This is a genomic window from Spiroplasma chinense (genome assembly GCF_008086545.1).
Classification (GTDB): domain Bacteria; phylum Bacillota_I; class Bacilli_A; order Mycoplasmatales; family Mycoplasmataceae; genus Spiroplasma_A; species Spiroplasma_A chinense.
Map to the genome: position 1 here is coordinate 1,254,477 of NZ_CP043026.1, position 19,059 is coordinate 1,273,535.

The window sequence follows — 19,059 nt, forward strand, 5'->3', positions numbered from 1 at the left end:
AAGATAACTCACATTTCCTATTAGGGTTAATATAGTATATACAAAATAATTAATCCACACTCTCCTTGTAAAATATTTCATACTCTTTCACCTATACTTTTATTATATATAAAAATAAAAAAATACCCATTTGGGTATTATTTATTTGGTCTTAAACTAGCTCAATGATACACATTGGAGCATTATCACCACGACGGTTATCAAGTTTTAAAATTCTTGTGTATCCACCGTTTCTTGTTTTAAATCTTTTTCCTAAAGTATTAAACAATTTTTGTAATGCTGTTTCTTTTTCAGATGCATCGATGTGTCTTAATCATGCAGAAGCTTGTCTTCTTGCGTGTAAGTCACCGCGTTTTGCAAGTGTAATCATTTTATCAAAGTGCTTTCTTAACTCTTTAGCTCTAGTTTCAGTAATTTCTAATTTTTCTGAAATGATAAGTTCTGTTGTTAAGTTTCTCATTAAAGCGACTCTTCAAGCTGTGTTTTTTCCTTGTTTTTGTATGTATGACATATTCAACTACACCTCTTTCTAGTCTTGTTTAAAAGTTAGTCCTAATTGAACAACTTTATCTTTGATTTCTTTTAGTGATTTTCTTCCCAAGTTTCTAATTTCTTGGATTTCATCTTCAGTACGTGAAACTAGATCACGTAAAGTGTTGATATTTGCTCTTTTTAAACAATTTAAACTTCTTTGTGTGAAGTCTAAGTCTTCAATTAATCTATCTAATTCTTTTTCATCTTCTTCACTTGTTACACCAATTATACTTAGTTCATTAATTTCGTCGTTTAAGTTTACAAAGAATTGTAAATGTTCAACTAAAATTTTTGAAGCAGTTGCTACAGCATCGCTAGCTGTAATTGTTCCATCAGTTTCAACTTGTAAAATTAATTTTTCTAAGTCAACTGATTTTCCAATTTTTGTTGCATCAACTTCATATGAAACTCTAACAATTGGTGAATAGTTTGAATCGATTGTTATTGCATCAGCAGTTAATTTTTCTTTTTTATTGTCTTTAAAAGATCTGTACCCTCTAGAGTTTTTTGCAAACATTACTAGGTCTAAAACCCCTCCATCAGCTACTGTACAAATTTCTAAATCTTTGTTTACAATTTCTACACCTGTTGGAACTTCAATGTCTCCTGCAGTTACAACACCTTCAGTTGTTGTTTTAATTGCTATTTCAACAACTTCGTCGTCTGCAAATATTTTTGAATCAATTCTTAATGCTAATTTTTTTAGGTTTAAGATTATTCTACTTACATTTTCAACAATCCCAGGGATTGATGTAAATTCATGAGCTGCTCCAGCAATTTTGATTGCATAAACCGCTGCACCTGGTGTTGAACTTAATAAAGTTCTTCTTATAGCATTACCTAAAGTAATACCAAAACCTCTTTCCAAAGGTTCTACTTTGAATTCCCCATAATTTCTGTTTTTTTCTTCTTTTAATAAAGTAAATTCGGGTCTTGCGAATTGTTTCATTAAATTATACTAACCTCTTGGGCGTTTTCTAGGACGCACACCATTATGAGGAATTGGTGTTGTGTCTTTGATTGATGTAATTTCAAGTCCGATACCTTGTAAGCTTCTTACAGCAGCATCTCTACCTGGACCAGGACCTTTAACTTCAACAGAGATTGTTCTAACCCCGTTATCCATTGCCCCTTTTCCTGCAGCTTCTGCGATCATTTGAGCTGCATATGGTGTTGATTTTTTGCTTCCTTTGAAACCTAAAGCTCCAGCACTTGATCATGATAATACATTACCTTGTTCATCTGAAACAGTAACGATTGTGTTATTGAAAGTTGAGTGAATGTGAGCTATACCTTTAGCAATATTTTTTTTAACTTTTTTACGGTTATTTTGTTGTTTATGATTTGCCATTTGTTCTAACTCCTAACTATTTTTTCTTGTTAGCTACAGTTTTTCTAGGACCTTTTCTAGTACGAGCGTTAGTCTTAGTAGATTGCCCTCTTACTGTAAGTCCTTTTCTGTGTCTCATTCCTCTGTAACTTCCAATTTCCATTAATCTTTTAATGTTTAATGCTGTTTCTCTTCTTAAATCTCCCTCAGTTTTAATTTTTGAAATTTCTTGAGAGAGTGTTTTTATATTATCTTCTGATAAATCTTTAACTCTGATATCTTCGCTAACGTTTGCAGCTTCTAAGATTTTTTGTGATGTCGATAAACCAATACCATAAATGTAAGTTAGAGCGATAACTACTCTTTTTTCATTAGGTATTTCTACCCCATTAATACGAGCCATTATTCATTTCCTTTCTAAATAAAATTAAAATATGTATTTAAAATTATTAATTAACCTTGACGTTGTTTATGTTTTGGTTGTTCACAAATAATCATTACACGGCCTTTACGTCTAATTACACGACATTTGTCGCATATTTTTTTGACAGATGATCTTACTTTCATCTTTCTAACCTCCTGATTTTTGTTTCTAAATTAATTTATAAAATTAAATTACTATTTACCACCTTTAAAGCGGTATGTAATTCTTCCACGCGTTGGATCATATGGTGAAATTGCCACAGTTACTTTGTCACCTGGTAAGATGCGAATGTAATTCATACGGATTTTACCAGACACGTGGGCGTCTATAACTATTTCGTTTTCTAATTTCACCTTGAATGTAGCATTAGGTAAAACCTCAAGCACAGTTCCTTCAACTTCTAAATAATCTTCTTTTGCCATTATTTAATTTCCTCCTCTGGTTTATGTAATGTTAATATTTCTGGATCTCCATTTGTAACCAAAATTGTATGTTCAAAGTGAGCTGTCATGCTACCATCAGCAGATGATACTGTTCAATCATCATCGCCTACCACGGTTTTTGCAGTACCTATTTGTACCATTGGTTCAATGCAAATTGTCATTCCAGGAATTAATCTCATTCCTGTATCTTTTACTCCTACATTAGGAACAAAAGGGTCTTCGTGCATTTCTACCCCAATACCGTGACCTGAATAATCTGTTGGCAATTGAAAACCATTTTCTTCAACATAAGTTTGAACAGCAGAAGAAATGGTTCCGATGCGCACACCGGCTCTTACCTGTTCAATCGCCAAATATAGTGACTTTTCAGTCACCTCTACAAGTTTATCATACTTTTTATCAAATTTGTCACCACAAATTAAAGTAAATGCAGAATCTGCATGATAGCCATCAAAAATGCACCCGGCATCAATTGAAACAATATCACCCTCTTGAATTACTCTATTTTGAGGAATTCCGTGGATCAATTGTTCATTGATTGAGATGCAAATATGTGCTGGATAACCGTAATAGTTTTTGAAATTACTTTTACATCCTTTTGAAGTGATGTAATCAATGAAGTATTTATCTAATTCTAAACAATTAACACCTGGTTTAATCATTTGTTTTAGATTATACATTGCATTACCAAGTACTTTTCCAGCTACTTTCATTTTTTCGATTTGTTCTGCATTTTTAATTGTAATTGCCATTAAATTCCTAAACTTTCAACTATTAATTCAAATACTTCTTGTGGTGTTTTACCATCACTTGGTATTTTAACTAATTTATCTTCGTAGAAACTAATTAATGGTGCAGTTTGATTGTTATAAACTTCTAATCTTGTTTTGATTTTATCTTCTTGGTCGTCTGGTCTAGTTACAAGTTTTCCTCCGTCAAAGTCACAAATGCCTTCAACTGCAGGTTTTCTTGTTACTACATGATAGCTTCTTTTACAAATTTCACAAACAACTCTTCCAGTTAATCTTGACATTAAGACACTATCATCCAAGTCAATGTAAACCACTTTGTCTATTACTTTATCGTATTTTGCTAACATTAAATCAAGCTCTTTTGCTTGATCTACAGTTCTTGGATAACCATCAAAAATTAATCCTTCATGGTTACTTTCAAGATAATCACCAACCATTTTGTTAGTAACATCATCTGGTACATATAAACCTTGATTCATATAACCTTGTGCTTCTAATCCTAATGGAGTTTTATTTGCAATATTGTTTCTAAATAAATCCCCTGTTGATAATTGTGTAAATGATTTTTTTTCACATAGAACTTCTGATTGAGTTCCTTTTCCGCTCCCTGGAGCTCCTAGTAAAATAATATTCATTTCTATTTTTCCTTTTTCTATCAGATGTGAGAAGTTTGAACACTTTCATCTGAGAATTTTTCTTGTTTTTTATCAATAAATGATTGTTGAATCAATCTACCTTTTAATTGTTGAGTAGTTTGAATTGCAACAGAGATCAAGATTATCAATCCTGTTCCCCCAATTGCAAGTGAACTTGGTAGATCTGTTAATTTACTAATTATGTAAGGTAAAACCGCAATTCCTGCTAGGAAGAATGCTCCCATGAAACTTAATCTATTGATTGTTCCTGTTAAGAATTTTTCTGTTTCCTTACCTGGTTTAATTCCAGGAATAAATGTTCCTGATTTTTTAAAGTTTTCAGCTATTTTTTCAGGATTAATTTGTACCTGTGCATATAGGAATGTAAATAGAACTGTCATAACTCCATAAATTCCTATACCTCATCATGTTCCAAATGATAAATATGTTTGAGTAAATAAGTAGAATCCACTATCTTCTCCAACAATTTGTGCAATTGTAACTGGTGTTGAAATAATCGCTGAGGCAAAAATAACTGGAATAACCCCTGCATTGTTTAATTTCAATGGTAAATGTGGTGTATGGTCTTTAGTATCTACAAGACCACTACCTGTTTGTTGAATTGGAACTTTTCTGTCTGCTTCATTCATCAAAACAACGATGAAGATAACAAACACAAAGGCAACAATGTAAATTAAGAATTTCATAATTCCGTCAAATAAAATTACATTGTCTTCTCCAGCTTTAATTCAGAATTTAAATGTATTTATAAAGTTTCCTGGCATTCCTGAAACGATTCCAGCAAAAATTATAATTGAAACTCCATTACCTATTCCTTTAATTGTAATTTGATCTGCTATTCATAACATCAAGAATGTTCCTGCCAACATAACTGTTGGCACTAGAATGTAATAGAATCAACTAAAATCTGATGAACCTCATTTTGGAGTGATAAGTCCACTAGATTGCAATGTGAAAATTGTTGCAGTTGATTGCATTAGAGCAAAAGGAATTGTAAGAACTTTGTTTAATCTATCAAGTTTTCTTCTTCCTCTTTCTCCTGATTTACTTCATCTTGTCAATACTGGAATAACATCTGTTGATAACAATTGTACGATAATTGATGCAGTAATATACGGTGAAACCCCAAGGGATAATATTGAAAATTGACCAATAGTTCCCCCTCCTAGAGTTGAAAGAAGTTGGAAGAACTCTTGTCCATCAACACCTTCTCTAAACCCTGGATTTAATTGTATACCCGGCACTGTTAGTAGTGAACCAACCCTAATTAATATTAGTACTATTAAAGTAAAAACGATTCGTTTTACAAGGTCTTTATTTCTAATAAAGAAATTACCTTTAGCGAATTCGTTTTTCTCTTTAGTTTTTCGGTTGGCACCTTTAATTTTTTTAATTTTAGCAGCCACCTAAATCACCTCTATTGTCCCTCCGACAGCTTTAATTGCTTCTTGGGCGCTGTTTGATACTTTGTTAACTTTAACATTAACAGCTTTTGTAATTTTACCATTTCCTAGTACTTTTACTAGTGTTTTTTCTGATTTAATTACTTTTTTCTCAATTAAAGTTTTGTGATTAACATCTGTTAATCCCAATTTTTCAATTGTGTCTAGATTTAATATTGTAAATTCTTTTCTGTTTAAGCTTGTAAATCCAATTTTTGGTAATCTTCTGAATAAAGGTGTTTGTCCCCCTTCGAATCCAGGTCTTACCCCTCCTCCTGAACGTGAGTTTTGTCCTTTGTGTCCTCTAGTTGAAGTTTTCCCTTTTCCAGAAGCCATACCACGTCCAACACGTGTAACTTCTTTCTTACTTCCTGGTGTATATTTTAATTCATGTAATTTCATAAACTAGTACCTCCAATTAAGCTTGTTTTGCTTCAACTTTCTTTTCAACTTGAGAAGTTCCTCTTAATCTTGCGATTTGTTCAGGGGTTTGCATTTCTTTTAATCCTTCTAATGTAGCTCTAATCATATTGATTGGTGTATTTGATCCAAGTGATTTTGTATAAACATCTGAAATTCCAGCTAATTCGATAACAGCACGAGCAGGTCCCCCAGCAATAACTCCTGTACCTTTTTTAGCCGGTTTAATTAGAACTCTACCTGACCCGAAGTGTCCGATAACGTCATGTGGAACAGTAGTTCCTGCTAATGGTACTCTTACTAAAGATTTTCTAGCTTCTTTGATAGCTTTTTTAATAGCATCTGGAACTTCATTTGCTTTTCCAGTTCCTAATCCAACTCTTCCTTTTTTGTCTCCGATAACTACAACAGCTGCAAATCTGAATCTACGTCCACCTTTTGTAACTTTTGTAACACGGTTAATTGTTACAACTTTTTCTTCAAATGGATTTTCTTCTTTGTTTCTGTTAAATCTGTTGTTATCTCTTTTTGGACGGTCTGAGTTAGGTTTAAAATCTCTTTTACCTTGAGTTTTTGGTGCTGATTGATCTTTTTTTGCTTCTGGTGTTGCAACTTTTTCAGTAGCAACTACTTTTTTTTCTTCTGCCATTTTTCTTATTCTCCTTTAATTAGAATTTCAATCCGTTTTCTTTTGCAGTGTCTGCAAATGCTTTAACTTTTCCATGGAATAAATACCCACCACGATCAAATACTACATTTTCGATTTTTTTTGCTTTAGCTTTTTCAGCAATGTCTTTAGCTACTGCTTTAGCAGCTTCAATATTACATCCACTTTTTAATCCCATTTTAATTGATGATGATGATACTAATGTAACTCCATTTGTGTCATCGATGATTTGTGCATAGAAGTATGTGTTTGATTTAAAAACGTTCAATCTTGGTTTAGCGCTAGTTCCAGATACTTTAGTTCTAACTCTATAGTGTCTTCTTTTTCTTGCTTCTGCTTTAGTGTATTTCATAATTACCTCGTCTTAGCAACAGCCTACTTACCAGCTGCTTTACCTTCTTTTCTAATGATTTTTTCGTTTTTGTATTTAACCCCTTTACCTTTGTAAGGTTCAGGTCTTCTATATCCTCTAATGTTTGCAGCAACTTCACCAACTAATTGTTTGTCGATTCCAGAAATTTTAATTTCTGTTGGTTTTGGGATTTCTACAGTTATTCCTTGAGGAACAATGTATTCTACTGGGTGTGAGAACCCAAGTGATAGGTTGATTTTGTTTCCTGCTAATGCAGCACGGTAACCAACCCCAACGATTTCAAGTTCTTTTACAAATCCTTCACTAACACCAGTTAGCATTCCTTGTAATAATGAATTTGTTGTTCCGTGTAATTGTTTTGTATGTTTAACTTCATTTTTTCTAGTAGTTTTTAATTCACTACCTTCAACGATAATATCGATTAATGGTGAAAATTTTTGAGTTAATTCACCTTTTGGACCTTTAACTGTTACAACGTTTGAATTGTTCTTAATTTCTACTCCAGCTGGAATTGTTAATATTCTGTTTCCTATACGTGACATATATTAAAACCTCCTATTATCAAACAAATGCAAGAACTTCTCCACCAGTGTTTTGGTGACGAGCTTCTTTATCTGTCATAATTCCTGTTGATGTAGATACGATAGCAATTCCTAACCCATTAAGAACATTTGGGATTTCGCTTGCAGGAGAGTAAACTCTCAATCCAGGTTTTGAAATTCTTTTTAAGCCTTTAATAACTCTAATTTTCCCTTTGTATTTTAAGCTGATTGTGATGTCTTTTCTAAAGTCATCAGATACTTTGAAGTCTTCGATGAATCCTTCTTTTTTCAAGATTTTTGCTATTTCAAGTTTAGTTTTGCTTCCTGGGATCATAACTTCTTTATGGAATCTTTGGTTGGCATTTCTAATTCTTGTAAGCATATCTGCTATTACGTCTGTTGTCATATTTATCTATTTCCTTTCACTATCATGATGCTTTTTTAATACCTGGGATTTGTCCTTTGTATGCTAAATCTCTGAAGCATACACGGCATAAATTGAATTTTCTTAAAACTGAATGTGGTCTACCACAATTTCCACAACGTGTGTATTCTCTAACCTTAAATTTTTGAACTTTAGCTTGTTTTACTTTTAATGATTTTTTTGCCATTATTCTAACTCCCTACTTAACGAAAGGCATTCCTAATTTTTGGATTAGTGAGAATGCGTCGTCCTTGTTTTTTGCTGTTGTAACGATTGTTATGTCCATCCCACGAACTTTTTTTACTTTGTCGTAATCGATTTCTGGGAAGATGATTTGTTCTTTAACACCCATTGTATAGTTACCTTGTTTGTCAAAGCTTGTTTTAGATACCCCTCTAAAGTCACGTACACGTGGTAATGCAACTGAGATTAATTTATCTAAGAATTCATACATTTTTTTACCTCTTAAAGTAACTTTTGCACCAATTGGCATACCTTCACGCAATTTGAATGCTGCTAAAGATTTTTTAGCTTTTGTTACAAGAGGTTTTTGACCAGTAATCAAAGCTAACTCTGCTACTGCGTCATCTAATCTTTTAGAATCTTGAACTGCGTCCCCGATTCCTTGATTAACTACGATTTTTGTGATTTTTGGAACTTCCATTACTGATTTGAATTGTTTTTCTTTAAACAATTCTGGGACAATTTTATCTTTGTAAAGTTTTTCTAATCTATTAACGTTTGCTTTTGCCATAATAAACTATTTCCTTTCCTATTTAAGATCTGCTTTTGATTTTTTAGCAAATCTTACTTTTTGTCCGTCAGTAATTTTAAATCCAATTCTTGATCCTGCATCTTTATTTTTAGGATCTTGAATTGCAACATTTGATGCATCAACTGAAACTGGAATTACTCTAATTCCACCTTCTTGATCAGTTTGACTTGGTTTGAAGTGTTTAGTTCCAGTAACACCTTCAACTCAAACTCTTTTTTTATCTTTTGATAATTTTGATACTGGTCCAATTGTTCCTTTGTGGCTTCCGGCGATAACTTTTACAACGTCACCTTTTAAAATTTTAGATTTATTCATAAAAGTTCCTCCTATAACACTTCTGGAGCAAGTGATGCGATTTTTGCAAATCCTGCATCCTTAACTTCTCTTGCAATTGGGCCAAAGATACGAGTTCCTCTTGGAGACTTGTCATCTTTTACGATTACAGCTGCGTTTTCTGAGAACTTGATGTATGTACCATCAGCTCTTCTTAAACCTCTAACTGTTCTTACGATTACTGCTTTAACAACTTGACCTTTTTTAACTGCACCACCAGGTGCTGCTGATTTAACTGTAGCTACAACTATGTCACCAATATTTGTGAATTTTCTTACACTTCCACCTAAATTTCTAATAACTAAAATTTCTTTAGCACCAGAGTTATCTGCGACTTTTAATCTTGATTCTGTTTGTATCATGATCTATTCCTCTTAACTCTCTAACTAATTAAATAATTGATTTTTCAACAACTCTAACTAGTCTAAAGTTTTTAGTTTTACTTAGTGGACGTGTTTCCATGATTTCAACTTTGTCTCCCATTGCTGCTTGACCGTTTTCATCATGTGCTTTGTATTTTTTAGAATACTTAACACGTTTTTTGTAAGTTGGGTGATTTTTGTAAGTTTCAACTAATACAGTGATAGTTTTGTCCATTTTATCTGAAACAACTCTACCAGTATATGTTTTTCTTAAATTTCTTTCCATAATTATTTAGCTCCTTCTTCAGTTTTTTTAGTTGTTTTTTTAGCAGCTTGCTTTTTGTTAGCTTCATCGATTTGTTTTTTAGCTTCTTCTGCATTTGATCCAAATACATAAGTTTTAGCTTCTTTTGGTTTTTTTGAAAGTTTTAAATCAATACCTTCAACATTTTCACCTTTAACTGCATCAACTTTTAAAGCTTTAACTTTAGTTTCACCTAATGCAGCTTTTCCTTTACCTGTTGCTTTTGCTTCCCCAACTTCAATGTTAGGTACTTCAACTTCTTTAACAGCTTCTGGTTTTTTAACTTGAGCTGTTGTTTTACCTAGAGCAACTGGTTTAGGTTCTTCAGTTTTTTTAGTTGTAGCTTTTTTAGTTGCAGGTTTTGCATCCATTATTGCTTCAACTTCAACTTCAGCTTTTTTAGCAGTAGTTTTCTTTGCAGCTGGTTTTGCTTCTACTTCAGCATCAGCTTTTGGTGCTGCTGCTTTTTTAGTAGTAGTTGCTTTTTTAGCTGCAGGTTTTTCTTCTGCAGGTTTTTCAGCTTTAGGAGCTGCTTCTTTTTTAGGAGCTGCTTCTTTTTTAGCTGCAGGTTTTTCTTCAGTAGTTGCTTCAGCTTTTGGAGCTGCTTTTTTTGCAGCTGGTTTTGCTTCTACTTCAACTACTTCTGGTGCTTCTTCATCAGCTGTTGCTGCTGCCATAGCTGCTGCTATTGCATCATCATCAACACTTGATCCTGCTCCGAATTGTTCAGCTTGTAATTGTTCAATCATTTCTCTTTGTTTTTGACGAACTTCTTTACCAGCTTTTTCAGCGTTTTCCACAGCTTTTGCGTAATCAGCTTTAATAGCTTTATTAACGTTTTCACCTGCGATTTTTTTCTCATTTAATAATAATTCTATACGTGCAATTTCCCTTTTTAGTGATCTAATTCTGTGAGTTTGTTCTAAACTACCTACGGCAGCTTGGAATTTTAAAGCAAATAATTCTGCTCTACGATCTTCACCTAATTTGATTAAGTCTTCTACAGATTTAACTCTTAAATCCATCATTAAGTCTACTGTTTTAGACATTATTCATCACCTCTCTTAACGATTTTGCAACGTACTGGCAATTTATGCATTGCAAGACGTAGAGCTTCACGAGCAACTTCTTCAGATACTCCTGCAATCTCAAACATGAATTGACCAGTTTTAACTACTGCCACTCATTCTTCTGGTGATCCTTTCCCAGACCCCATACGTACTTCCAATGGTTTTTTTGTTTTTGCCATATGTGGGAAGATTCTAATTCAAACTTTACCAAAACGTTTCATGTAACGAGTCATAGCAATACGAGCAGATTCGATTTGTCTTGCAGTGATTCAAGCACCGTCTAATGACATTAATCCATATTCACCAAATGCGATGAAACTTCCACCTTTTGCTTTTCCTTCGTAACTCACTCTGTGAGGACGACGGTATTTTACTCTTTTAGGCATTAACATAATTATTTAGCCCCCTTTGAAACTTTTTCTACTTTTTTATCAGCGATCATTTTGTTTTGGTTTTGTTGAGTAGGTCTCCCTAAAATTTCCCCATGGTTAATTCAAACTTTAACTCCGATTTGACCATAAGTTGTTCTTGCTTCATATAAAGCGTAATCAATATCACTTCTCAATGTTGATAGTGGTACTGAACCTTCTAAATATCCCTCAGTACGAGCCATTTCAACTCCACCAAGTCTTCCTGAAACAGAAGTTTTAATTCCTTTTGCTCCAGCTTTTAATGCTTTTCTAATTGCAAGTTTTTGAACTGTTCTAAAACTTGCACGGTTTGTAATTTGTTCTCCGATGAATTGAGCAACTAATCTTGCATCAACATCAGGGTTTTTAATTTCAATTACATTTACTTTAACAGTTGCGTTTCTATCTTTGATAGTTTTTTTAACTGTTAATGCGATATTTTCAACGTTTTTACCTTCTTGTCCAAGAACTATAGCTGGACGTGCTGAACGAATAATTAAGATAATTTCTTTTTTAGTTCTTTCAATTTCAATTTTTGAAACTGCTGCATTTTTTAATAATTTTAATACTGCGTTTCTAATTTTGATATCTTGGTGTAATCACTTTACGTATTCACCTTTTTCAGCATATCATCTGTTGTCTCAAGTTCTAATGATTCCTATACGTAACGCATTAGGAGATACTTTTTGTCCCATATTCTATAATTCCTTTCTTATCTTTCGTCACTTACAACGATAGTAATGTGACTTGTTCTTTTCAAGATTTCGTATGCTCTACCGTGAGCTCTAGGTCTAAAACGTTTTAATGTTGGTCCTTCGTTAACATAAATTGATTTAACGATAAGTTGGTCAGCTTCCATACCATTGTTGTTAACTGCGTTAGCAACTGCTGAGTTTAATAATTTTAATACTGGTTCTGAAGATCTTTTGTCTTGGTTTTGTAATATTGCTACAGCTTCTGAGATTTTTTTACTTCTGATTGAGTCGACTACTAATCTAACTTTTCTTGGTGATATTCTAATCATTGTTAATTTTGCTTTTGCTTCCATATTGTTTTAAAAACTCCTCTTAATGACTATTTTTTCTTTTTCTTATCATCACCATGTCCACCGAACTTACGTGTCGGTGAAAATTCTCCAAGTTTGTGTCCAACCATATCTTCTGTAACGTATACTGGTATAAAGTCTTTTCCGTTGTAAACTCCAAATGTGTGACCTACGAAATTAGGGAAAATTGTTGATCTACGAGATCAAGTTTTAATTGTTTCTTTTTTTCCATCCATTGCTTCCACTTTTTTTGCTAAGTGGTCATCAATGAAAGGACCTTTTTTAAGTGATCTTGCCATTATCTAATTCCTCCTATTTTGAATTTCTTCTTCTTACTATTAATTTAGTAGAAGCCTTTTTCTTGTCACGTGTTTTAACCCCAAGAGCTTTTTTACCTCATGGTGTTAATGGCGCTTTACGCCCAATTGGAGCACGACCTTCTCCCCCTCCGTGAGGGTGATCGATAGGGTTCATAACTGACCCACGAACTGTTGGTCTAATTCCTCTTCAACGGTTTCTTCCAGCTTTTCCTCAGTTTACTAAGCTATATTCTTCATTTCCAACTTCACCGATTGTTGCATAACAATCAGCAAGTACTTTTCTAACTTCTCCAGATCCAAGTCTTAGGATAACGTATTTTCCGTCATCTTCTTTACCTAAGATTTGAACTTTGCTTCCTGCACTACGTGCAATTTGTCCACCTTTACCAGGTCTTAATTCAACGTTGTGAACTAATGTTCCTTCAGGTATGTTTTTTAATGGTGCTGAATTTCCAATTTTGATATCAGCGTTTTCTGATGCTATAATTTCTTGTCCTACTTGCATTCCTTTTGCAAATAAGATGTATCTTTTTTCTCCATCAACGTAGTTAATTAAAGAAATGAATGCGTTTCTGTTTGGATCGTATTCAATTGTTGCTATTTTTCCAACAATGTCTCTTTTGTTACGTTTGAAATCAATTATACGGTACTTTCTTTTGTGTCCTCCACCTTTATGGCGAGTAGTAATTTGACCGTGATTATTTCTACCAGCTTTTTCATTAATTTTTGATAATAATGATTGTTCTGGTTTTGATGTTGTAAGGATACTGTAATCTAAGCTAGTCATGTTTCTACGACCATTAGTCGTAGGCTTATATTTCTTGATTGGCATAATTATCCTCCTTGTATCGCCTTATCCCATAACCTTATATATAGTTAAGTTCTATTCTATAAGTCTGATAGGATATCTAGTGTTTCACCATCTTTTAAAACGATGATTGCTTTCTTGAATGAATTTGTTTTACCAACAAATTTACCCATTCTTTTATCTTTTCCGTCGTAGTTCATTGTTCTTACTGTTTCTACTTTAGCTTGGAAAATTTCTTCAAATGTTTTTTTAATTTGAGTTTTGTTCGCTTTTTTATCAACGATGAATGTGTATGCACCATTTTGTTGACCTAAGTAAGTTTTTTCAGTTAACAATGGTTTTTTAATAACTTCTGTTAAATGCATTATGCATACACCTCCTCAATACGATTTACTGCGTCTTCAGTTACAACTAATTTAGTTGCGTTTAATAAGTCAAAAATATTCATTTTTTGGAAATCTAATGTTTTTACTCCAGGAATGTTTCCTGCTGATTTAACAACAACTTCTTCGTGATTTCTTGTCACGATTAATGTTTTTTGATTATCAATTTTAACATTTTTCATTACTGTCAACATTTCTTTTGTTGATGGTTTTGAAAATGCGAATTTGTCTAATATTACTAGGTTTGACTCTTTAGCTTTTAAGCTTAATGCACTTCTAATTGCTAATTGTCTAACTTTTCTATTAACTGCTTTTTTGTAGTTAATGTTTGGTGTTGGACCAAATGCGATCCCTCCACCTCTTCATTGTGGAGCTCTAATAGATCCTTGACGGGCACGTCCTGTACCTTTTTGTCTTCAAGGTTTTCTACCTCCACCTCTTACTTCGGCTCTTGTTTTAGTTTTTTTAGTTCCTTGTCTTAATGCTGCTTGTTGAGAAATTACTGTATCGTAGATTGCTTGTTGGTGTGGTTCAATTCCTCAAACGTTATCACTAATTGTAATTTCTTTTACCGATGAACCGTTAACATCTAACACTTGTGCTTTCATGTTAATATACCTCCAATTATTCTGCAGCTGGTGCTGCTTGTTCTACTTCTTTTACAGCAGCAGCTGGTGCTGCTTTTGCATTTCTACTTAATAAGTTTGCAGCTTCAGTTGTTTTGACACCTTTAGCATTTTGCTTAATGATTACAAAACCTTTTCTTGGACCTGGAACTGATCCTTTAACTAAAACTAAGTTTCTTTCGCTATCAACTTTGATTACCTCTAAGTTTTGGATAGTTACTTGTTCATGACCCATATGTCCAGCCATTTTTTTTGATTTAAAAATCCTGTTAATAATAGCTCCCATTGAACCAATCCCACGGTGATAACCTGATCCATGACCCATTGGTCCTCTTGAATAGTTATGACGTTTGATTGCTCCAGCGAAACCTTTACCTTTTGATATACCAGTTACATCGACAAATTCACCAGCGTTGAATACGTCTGCAGCTTTAATTTCAGCTCCAGTTTCGTATCCTTCCATATCTCTGATTTCTTTAACGAAGCGCTTAGGTTCTGAGTTAGCTTTTTTAAAGTTACCCATTTCTGGTTTGTTTACTAAGTTAGCTCTTTTGTTGATAGTTCCTAGTTTTAATGCTGAATATCCGTCTTTTTCAACTGTTTTTACTTGTAAAACTGTGTTAGTTTCAACAGCAATAACAGTTACAGGGATAAGTTTTCCAGTTTCACTAAAAACTTGTGTCATCTCTAACTTGCGTCCTAAGATTCCTTTCATGTGATATTTCCTCCTGAATTATGATAATCATGTATACTTTGCTAAATTCTTATAATTTGATTTCGATATTAACACCACTTGGCAATTGAACTCTAGTTAATGAGTCCATTGTTTTTGGTGTTGGTTCAACGATTTCAAGTATTCTTTTGTGTGTTCTCATTTCGAACTGCTCTCTACTATCTTTGTATTTATGAGTAGCTCTTAATACTGTAATAATTTGTTTTTCTGTTGGTAATGGAATTGGTCCACGTACTTTAGCTCCTGTTGACTCAGCCGCTTCAATAATTTTAGCAATTGATTGGTCAACAATGGCGTGATCGTAACCTTTAAGTTTGATTTTAATTTTTTGTTGAGCCATTTGGTCCTCCTTACACATTGACAACCCCTCTTAGTGTGTTGTCTTATTGAACACAAAATATACATGCCTTTCAATTATGTCATAATCAATAGAGCAATACAAGTTATTTACAGTTTTTTTATAAAAAAAATAAACCCCATAAATAGGGGTTTATTTTCATATATTTTAAAGTTATTTTGCACTTTTAGCTACATTAATTTTGTTTTCTCTTTTATTGATAATTGCATCAATTAACTTGTGTGTTGCATAAAACATAATAATTCCAACAACTATTGAAAATGATGTATCTGACAGTCAATGTCAACGCATAACTACCACTGCAAAGCTCATACTTAGTGTTGAAAATAGCAATCAAATTAGTATTAGATATCTTTTTAGATCTAATTCTCTATTTAATTTTTTATCATAAAAAACATAATAAATTGAAGCTGTACACAAACATGCATTTACATGCCCTGAAGGAAAAGCGTAATCTAGGAAGGTTTTATTTGTATATCCTTCCCCCCTCATTCAGACGTTATTTACAGTTCATCAAGGTCAAACCCCTTCAACATTTTGAGTAAAATTACCATTTCCATCATTATTTCCAAAGAAGAATTCTCTATGTTCTATGTAATATTTTTGTCTTTCTTCTGGAATCTTTTCAAAAAGATCACCAAATATCACGTTGTAGTAGTAAGGTCTTGCTCCAAAAACCTTAATAAAGACAACATACGCATAGGTTAGGAGTGTAAAACTCATCCCTTTAATAGCTCCAGACATATATTTGTAGTGAAATTCTTTGTCTGCTTTTGGCAACTTAACAACTAAAAATCATGAAGCATAATAAACAATTGGGATTTGATAACAAATAACCAATATTTTTCCTACAAATTTGTATTTATAACTGTCTAATAGTTCTGCATCAAATCCAGGTCCAAATCCTGAACTACCATATTTTAGTTTAACTAACTGAAAAATATGAATACCTGTTCAAATTGCACAAAAAATAATAACGCAAACTTGAATTAAATATTTATTGGTATAAAAGAAACCGGTTTTTTTATTTTCTATTCCTCTATATTTTAATGATTGAATTGTTAAAAGTAATAAAATGTAAAAAGTTATAATCAGCTCTGTATTTCCAGCAACTGCATAAAATTGACTTCAGTATTTTCAAATTTCATAATTTAGTGCATCGTCTGCAACTTCAGCTATTTTTAAATCAACATTATAAATTGAAGTTGCAATAAAGAAAGCTAAATATATAAAGAAAACCGTAATTATCGGACCATACAGGTATCATATTGATACTTTATTTTTACTAAACATTTTGTACACTCTGCTTTCTTGCTAAAAAATAAGTACCTATGAAATATAGGGTTTGGGTTGTTGAAAATAAAATAATTGCTAAAAATCATTGTGATAATGGATTTAAAAATCCTAAATTAACTCTTGTATTTGCCTTTGTCATGTCTAAAAAGTCATAAACGTAGTGACCTGTTGATGACATATCTGCAAAAAACGGAAATGAATTAGTCGCTTGACTAATTGCTCCTGTTATTGTGAAAAAAACTAAGTAACCACTAACTACAGCTACAGTTTCTGCTCACAAAATTGCTATTTGTTTTTTGTCTCTTGTAACATTTACTTTTTTGTAAAATACTAAAAAGTAAATTACCATAGAAAATTGCGGTATTGAATGCTCTGTCAATCAACTTACATATGTATATCATTTCATAACTTTTATAGCTCCAGTTACTGATAGTGATAAGTTATAGAAGAATGCTATTCAAAGTATTCCTCCCATAATCATGATTCCATATCTATAGTTATCAAATCTTCCGCTTCCTTCTTTACTATGATTTTTAATTGAATAAATTCAAAAGCATGATGAAGCAACATTTATCATTGTGGTAAATGTTAAAAAGTTTCTACAAAACAAAAATAATAATTTTTCCCCAACATTTCAACTTGTAAGCTTTTCAAAAAAATTATCTTCAAATAAATCCTTTCTGTCTAAAACACTTTTTACTCAAAAAGTATCTGGGTTTGAAAATAGGTCAATACTTTGACCAATTGCAAATACCACTATCCCGATTAAAGGGGTAATTGCAAAGAAATATTTAAACCCAAGTTTTATATTCTCTATTGTTTCTTTTTTCATAATAACTATATAGTAATTTAAAATCACTTAAAAAACAATCCAAACACCGACAAAAAAGAACAACCTAATTAGGTTGTTCTTGTCATTTTATCACTTCTTTTGGTTCACTTTTAACATGGAAGTAATGCTTCATTTTCTTATCCATTTTTTCTTGTTTATTTTTTCCATATAGGAAGAAATCAACTTTAACTGGATATTTTTCAGAATTTGTATATAAATCAAATCCTAATTTTTTTTCAACAACAAATCCAGTTAAAGCTTTTTTGAACATTTTAGCTTTAATTAGGTTTGTTCATCAACGTAAGTGTTTATCCACAAATTTTGGAACTAGTGGGAAAATCGCTATACAAAAGATTGTTGAAAAGTCCAGATCTGTTCATCAATGGAAACGATAAACAATTAATGCAAACTTCATTGAATTTAAGTGTAAGAATCACAATGCAATAATTACAATTTTTTTGTTTGTCAATACTCTTCCTTTTTGGGGGTTTATAAATAAGTACATTATTGTAATAGTACAAAATGTTCCTGATGTATGTCCTGAAGGAAAGGCTCTATTTCATCACCCTGTAGTATTGGTATCTTTAGCTCCACTTACTGAACCTCACTCTTTTAGGTTATCTAAAAAGTGGTTGGGTTGCCATCATTCGTAATATGGCATATTTTGAGTACCGTCACCAGTACCTCACATTACAGCTCCAGAATATTCTCAACCTCTAGGAGTTGCTTCATTTTCTATAATTTGATTAAAAATAGTACTGTAATAGAATGGTCTTCCCATTCCTCATTTTAAAACAAAGATCATTGTATAACAATAACCAATATAAACTAAACCTTTTAAAGAATCTACTCAATATTCTTGTTCTAAAACATCGCTTCTCTTATGGAAAAGCACTCTTAGGTATATTGTTGCATATAACATTATTGCAAATTCTGTTGATTTAATAATTCAATATGCAACAATTCTATATGTAGTAGTTTCCATAAGTTTTGCATCAATTCCTTGACCAAAACCTGTGTCTTCATAAACTCTCATATACCCTTGATAAATAACTATTCAAAAGAAAAATCCATAAGCTACAATATAATAAAAAATACCTATTCAAGAATAATCTCTAATAACATCTTTTTTACCAAATTTGATTTGATAATGAATGAAACTTTCTCAAATAACTGCACAAAATACAAAGATTGCAGGAAGAAATTGAAATAATCCAAGTTCATCCATAAAGACAATTCATATTTTTACTCACTTGTAGTAGAACCCCTGAGCAAAATACTCTTGTATTTGTCTATCATAAAATGATGCGACAATAAAGGTTGCGCAAGTTAAAACCAGAACTACTAGAGCTGGTAAAAATAAAAATGTATACTCCCTACTTTTTTTCTTCATTTTT

At 32.4% G+C, this 19,059-nt stretch carries 31 protein-coding genes and 1 pseudogene; all 32 read right to left on the bottom strand.

Features of this window, described 5'->3' with window-relative positions:
• Positions 1-151 precede the first annotated feature (151 nt).
• Positions 152-511: a 50S ribosomal protein L17 gene (gene rplQ, locus SCHIN_RS05705; RefSeq protein WP_166508664.1), complete on the bottom strand. Its 360-nt coding sequence runs from the start codon at positions 509-511 to the stop codon at positions 152-154.
• Positions 512-529: 18 nt separating this feature from the next.
• Positions 530-1,483: a DNA-directed RNA polymerase subunit alpha gene (locus SCHIN_RS05710; protein WP_166508665.1), complete on the bottom strand. Its 954-nt coding sequence runs from the start codon at positions 1,481-1,483 to the stop codon at positions 530-532.
• Positions 1,484-1,492: 9 nt separating this feature from the next.
• The gene (gene rpsK, locus SCHIN_RS05715) at positions 1,493-1,885 is read right to left on the bottom strand and encodes a 30S ribosomal protein S11 (protein WP_166508666.1); all 393 of its coding nucleotides are present in this window, start codon (positions 1,883-1,885) and stop codon (positions 1,493-1,495) included.
• A 16-nt stretch (positions 1,886-1,901) separates the two neighbouring features.
• Positions 1,902-2,267 (bottom strand): 30S ribosomal protein S13, encoded by a 366-nt coding sequence (gene rpsM, locus SCHIN_RS05720; RefSeq protein ID WP_166508667.1) that lies wholly within the window; start codon positions 2,265-2,267, stop codon positions 1,902-1,904.
• 50 nt (positions 2,268-2,317) lie between these two features.
• Positions 2,318-2,431 (bottom strand): 50S ribosomal protein L36, encoded by a 114-nt coding sequence (gene rpmJ, locus SCHIN_RS05725; RefSeq protein WP_020834730.1) that lies wholly within the window; start codon positions 2,429-2,431, stop codon positions 2,318-2,320.
• 51 nt (positions 2,432-2,482) lie between these two features.
• On the bottom strand, positions 2,483-2,710 hold the full coding sequence (gene infA / locus SCHIN_RS05730) for a translation initiation factor IF-1 (RefSeq protein ID WP_166508668.1): 228 nt from the start codon (positions 2,708-2,710) through the stop codon (positions 2,483-2,485).
• Positions 2,710-3,483 carry a type I methionyl aminopeptidase gene (map, locus tag SCHIN_RS05735; protein WP_166508669.1) on the bottom strand — a complete coding sequence of 258 codons (774 nt, stop codon included), beginning with the start codon at positions 3,481-3,483 and terminating at the stop codon, positions 2,710-2,712. The genes infA and map overlap by 1 nt, the downstream gene beginning before the upstream one ends.
• Positions 3,483-4,118 carry an adenylate kinase gene (locus SCHIN_RS05740; protein ID WP_166508670.1) on the bottom strand — a complete coding sequence of 212 codons (636 nt, stop codon included), beginning with the start codon at positions 4,116-4,118 and terminating at the stop codon, positions 3,483-3,485. Before SCHIN_RS05740 ends, map begins: the two co-directional genes overlap by 1 nt.
• 17 nt (positions 4,119-4,135) lie before the next feature.
• Positions 4,136-5,545: a preprotein translocase subunit SecY gene (gene secY / locus SCHIN_RS05745; protein ID WP_243745722.1), complete on the bottom strand. Its 1,410-nt coding sequence runs from the start codon at positions 5,543-5,545 to the stop codon at positions 4,136-4,138.
• Positions 5,546-5,983, bottom strand: coding sequence for a 50S ribosomal protein L15 (rplO, locus tag SCHIN_RS05750; RefSeq protein ID WP_166508671.1), 438 nt, complete (start codon positions 5,981-5,983; stop codon positions 5,546-5,548). It lies immediately after the preceding gene.
• 16 nt (positions 5,984-5,999) lie between these two features.
• Positions 6,000-6,650: a 30S ribosomal protein S5 gene (rpsE, locus tag SCHIN_RS05755; protein ID WP_166508672.1), complete on the bottom strand. Its 651-nt coding sequence runs from the start codon at positions 6,648-6,650 to the stop codon at positions 6,000-6,002.
• Between the two features lie 19 nt (positions 6,651-6,669).
• Positions 6,670-7,020 (bottom strand): 50S ribosomal protein L18, encoded by a 351-nt coding sequence (gene rplR / locus SCHIN_RS05760; protein ID WP_166508673.1) that lies wholly within the window; start codon positions 7,018-7,020, stop codon positions 6,670-6,672.
• Positions 7,021-7,043: 23 nt separating this feature from the next.
• Positions 7,044-7,583 carry a 50S ribosomal protein L6 gene (gene rplF, locus SCHIN_RS05765; RefSeq protein ID WP_166508674.1) on the bottom strand — a complete coding sequence of 180 codons (540 nt, stop codon included), beginning with the start codon at positions 7,581-7,583 and terminating at the stop codon, positions 7,044-7,046.
• 16 nt (positions 7,584-7,599) lie between these two features.
• A complete protein-coding gene (gene rpsH, locus SCHIN_RS05770) occupies positions 7,600-7,989 on the bottom strand; it encodes a 30S ribosomal protein S8 (protein ID WP_166508675.1) in 390 nt (129 codons plus the stop codon).
• Positions 7,990-8,008: 19 nt separating this feature from the next.
• Positions 8,009-8,194 carry a type Z 30S ribosomal protein S14 gene (locus tag SCHIN_RS05775; protein ID WP_020834740.1) on the bottom strand — a complete coding sequence of 62 codons (186 nt, stop codon included), beginning with the start codon at positions 8,192-8,194 and terminating at the stop codon, positions 8,009-8,011.
• A 12-nt stretch (positions 8,195-8,206) separates the two neighbouring features.
• Positions 8,207-8,761 (bottom strand): 50S ribosomal protein L5, encoded by a 555-nt coding sequence (rplE, locus tag SCHIN_RS05780; RefSeq protein WP_166508676.1) that lies wholly within the window; start codon positions 8,759-8,761, stop codon positions 8,207-8,209.
• Positions 8,762-8,779: 18 nt separating this feature from the next.
• Positions 8,780-9,097 (bottom strand): 50S ribosomal protein L24, encoded by a 318-nt coding sequence (gene rplX / locus SCHIN_RS05785; RefSeq protein ID WP_166508677.1) that lies wholly within the window; start codon positions 9,095-9,097, stop codon positions 8,780-8,782.
• An 11-nt stretch (positions 9,098-9,108) separates the two neighbouring features.
• Entirely contained in the window at positions 9,109-9,477 is a 369-nt protein-coding gene (gene rplN / locus SCHIN_RS05790; protein WP_166508678.1) for a 50S ribosomal protein L14, read from the bottom strand.
• Positions 9,478-9,505: 28 nt separating this feature from the next.
• Complete coding sequence (gene rpsQ / locus SCHIN_RS05795) at positions 9,506-9,766, bottom strand: 30S ribosomal protein S17 (RefSeq protein WP_166508801.1); 261 nt, start codon at positions 9,764-9,766, stop codon at positions 9,506-9,508.
• Positions 9,767-10,422: 656 nt separating this feature from the next.
• Positions 10,423-10,809 (bottom strand): annotated as a pseudogene (gene rpmC, locus SCHIN_RS06430) (50S ribosomal protein L29); the annotation flags it as partial.
• A gap of 20 nt (positions 10,810-10,829) precedes the next feature.
• Positions 10,830-11,243 (bottom strand): 50S ribosomal protein L16, encoded by a 414-nt coding sequence (gene rplP / locus SCHIN_RS05805; RefSeq protein WP_166508680.1) that lies wholly within the window; start codon positions 11,241-11,243, stop codon positions 10,830-10,832.
• 2 nt (positions 11,244-11,245) lie between these two features.
• A complete protein-coding gene (gene rpsC / locus SCHIN_RS05810; protein ID WP_166508681.1) occupies positions 11,246-11,956 on the bottom strand; it encodes a 30S ribosomal protein S3 in 711 nt (236 codons plus the stop codon).
• Positions 11,957-11,973: 17 nt separating this feature from the next.
• Positions 11,974-12,309 carry a 50S ribosomal protein L22 gene (gene rplV, locus SCHIN_RS05815; protein ID WP_166508682.1) on the bottom strand — a complete coding sequence of 112 codons (336 nt, stop codon included), beginning with the start codon at positions 12,307-12,309 and terminating at the stop codon, positions 11,974-11,976.
• Between the two features lie 26 nt (positions 12,310-12,335).
• On the bottom strand, positions 12,336-12,605 hold the full coding sequence (rpsS, locus tag SCHIN_RS05820) for a 30S ribosomal protein S19 (RefSeq protein ID WP_166508683.1): 270 nt from the start codon (positions 12,603-12,605) through the stop codon (positions 12,336-12,338).
• Between the two features lie 13 nt (positions 12,606-12,618).
• Positions 12,619-13,458, bottom strand: a complete 840-nt coding sequence (gene rplB, locus SCHIN_RS05825) for a 50S ribosomal protein L2 (protein ID WP_166508684.1) — start codon at positions 13,456-13,458, stop codon at positions 12,619-12,621.
• A 56-nt stretch (positions 13,459-13,514) separates the two neighbouring features.
• Positions 13,515-13,799, bottom strand: coding sequence for a 50S ribosomal protein L23 (rplW, locus tag SCHIN_RS05830; RefSeq protein WP_166508685.1), 285 nt, complete (start codon positions 13,797-13,799; stop codon positions 13,515-13,517).
• The gene (gene rplD / locus SCHIN_RS05835; RefSeq protein WP_166508686.1) at positions 13,799-14,425 is read right to left on the bottom strand and encodes a 50S ribosomal protein L4; all 627 of its coding nucleotides are present in this window, start codon (positions 14,423-14,425) and stop codon (positions 13,799-13,801) included. Before rplD ends, rplW begins: the two co-directional genes overlap by 1 nt.
• 16 nt (positions 14,426-14,441) lie before the next feature.
• Entirely contained in the window at positions 14,442-15,158 is a 717-nt protein-coding gene (gene rplC / locus SCHIN_RS05840) for a 50S ribosomal protein L3 (protein ID WP_166508687.1), read from the bottom strand.
• A 49-nt stretch (positions 15,159-15,207) separates the two neighbouring features.
• The gene (rpsJ, locus tag SCHIN_RS05845; RefSeq protein WP_166508688.1) at positions 15,208-15,516 is read right to left on the bottom strand and encodes a 30S ribosomal protein S10; all 309 of its coding nucleotides are present in this window, start codon (positions 15,514-15,516) and stop codon (positions 15,208-15,210) included.
• 171 nt (positions 15,517-15,687) lie between these two features.
• Positions 15,688-16,827 carry a phosphatase PAP2 family protein gene (locus SCHIN_RS05850; RefSeq protein WP_166508689.1) on the bottom strand — a complete coding sequence of 380 codons (1,140 nt, stop codon included), beginning with the start codon at positions 16,825-16,827 and terminating at the stop codon, positions 15,688-15,690.
• Positions 16,820-17,662 (bottom strand): hypothetical protein, encoded by an 843-nt coding sequence (locus SCHIN_RS05855; protein ID WP_166508690.1) that lies wholly within the window; start codon positions 17,660-17,662, stop codon positions 16,820-16,822. The genes SCHIN_RS05850 and SCHIN_RS05855 overlap by 8 nt, the downstream gene beginning before the upstream one ends.
• Before the next feature lie 64 nt (positions 17,663-17,726).
• Positions 17,727-19,055, bottom strand: coding sequence for a phosphatase PAP2 family protein (locus SCHIN_RS05860; RefSeq protein ID WP_166508691.1), 1,329 nt, complete (start codon positions 19,053-19,055; stop codon positions 17,727-17,729).
• Between the last annotated feature and the right edge of the window lie 4 nt (positions 19,056-19,059).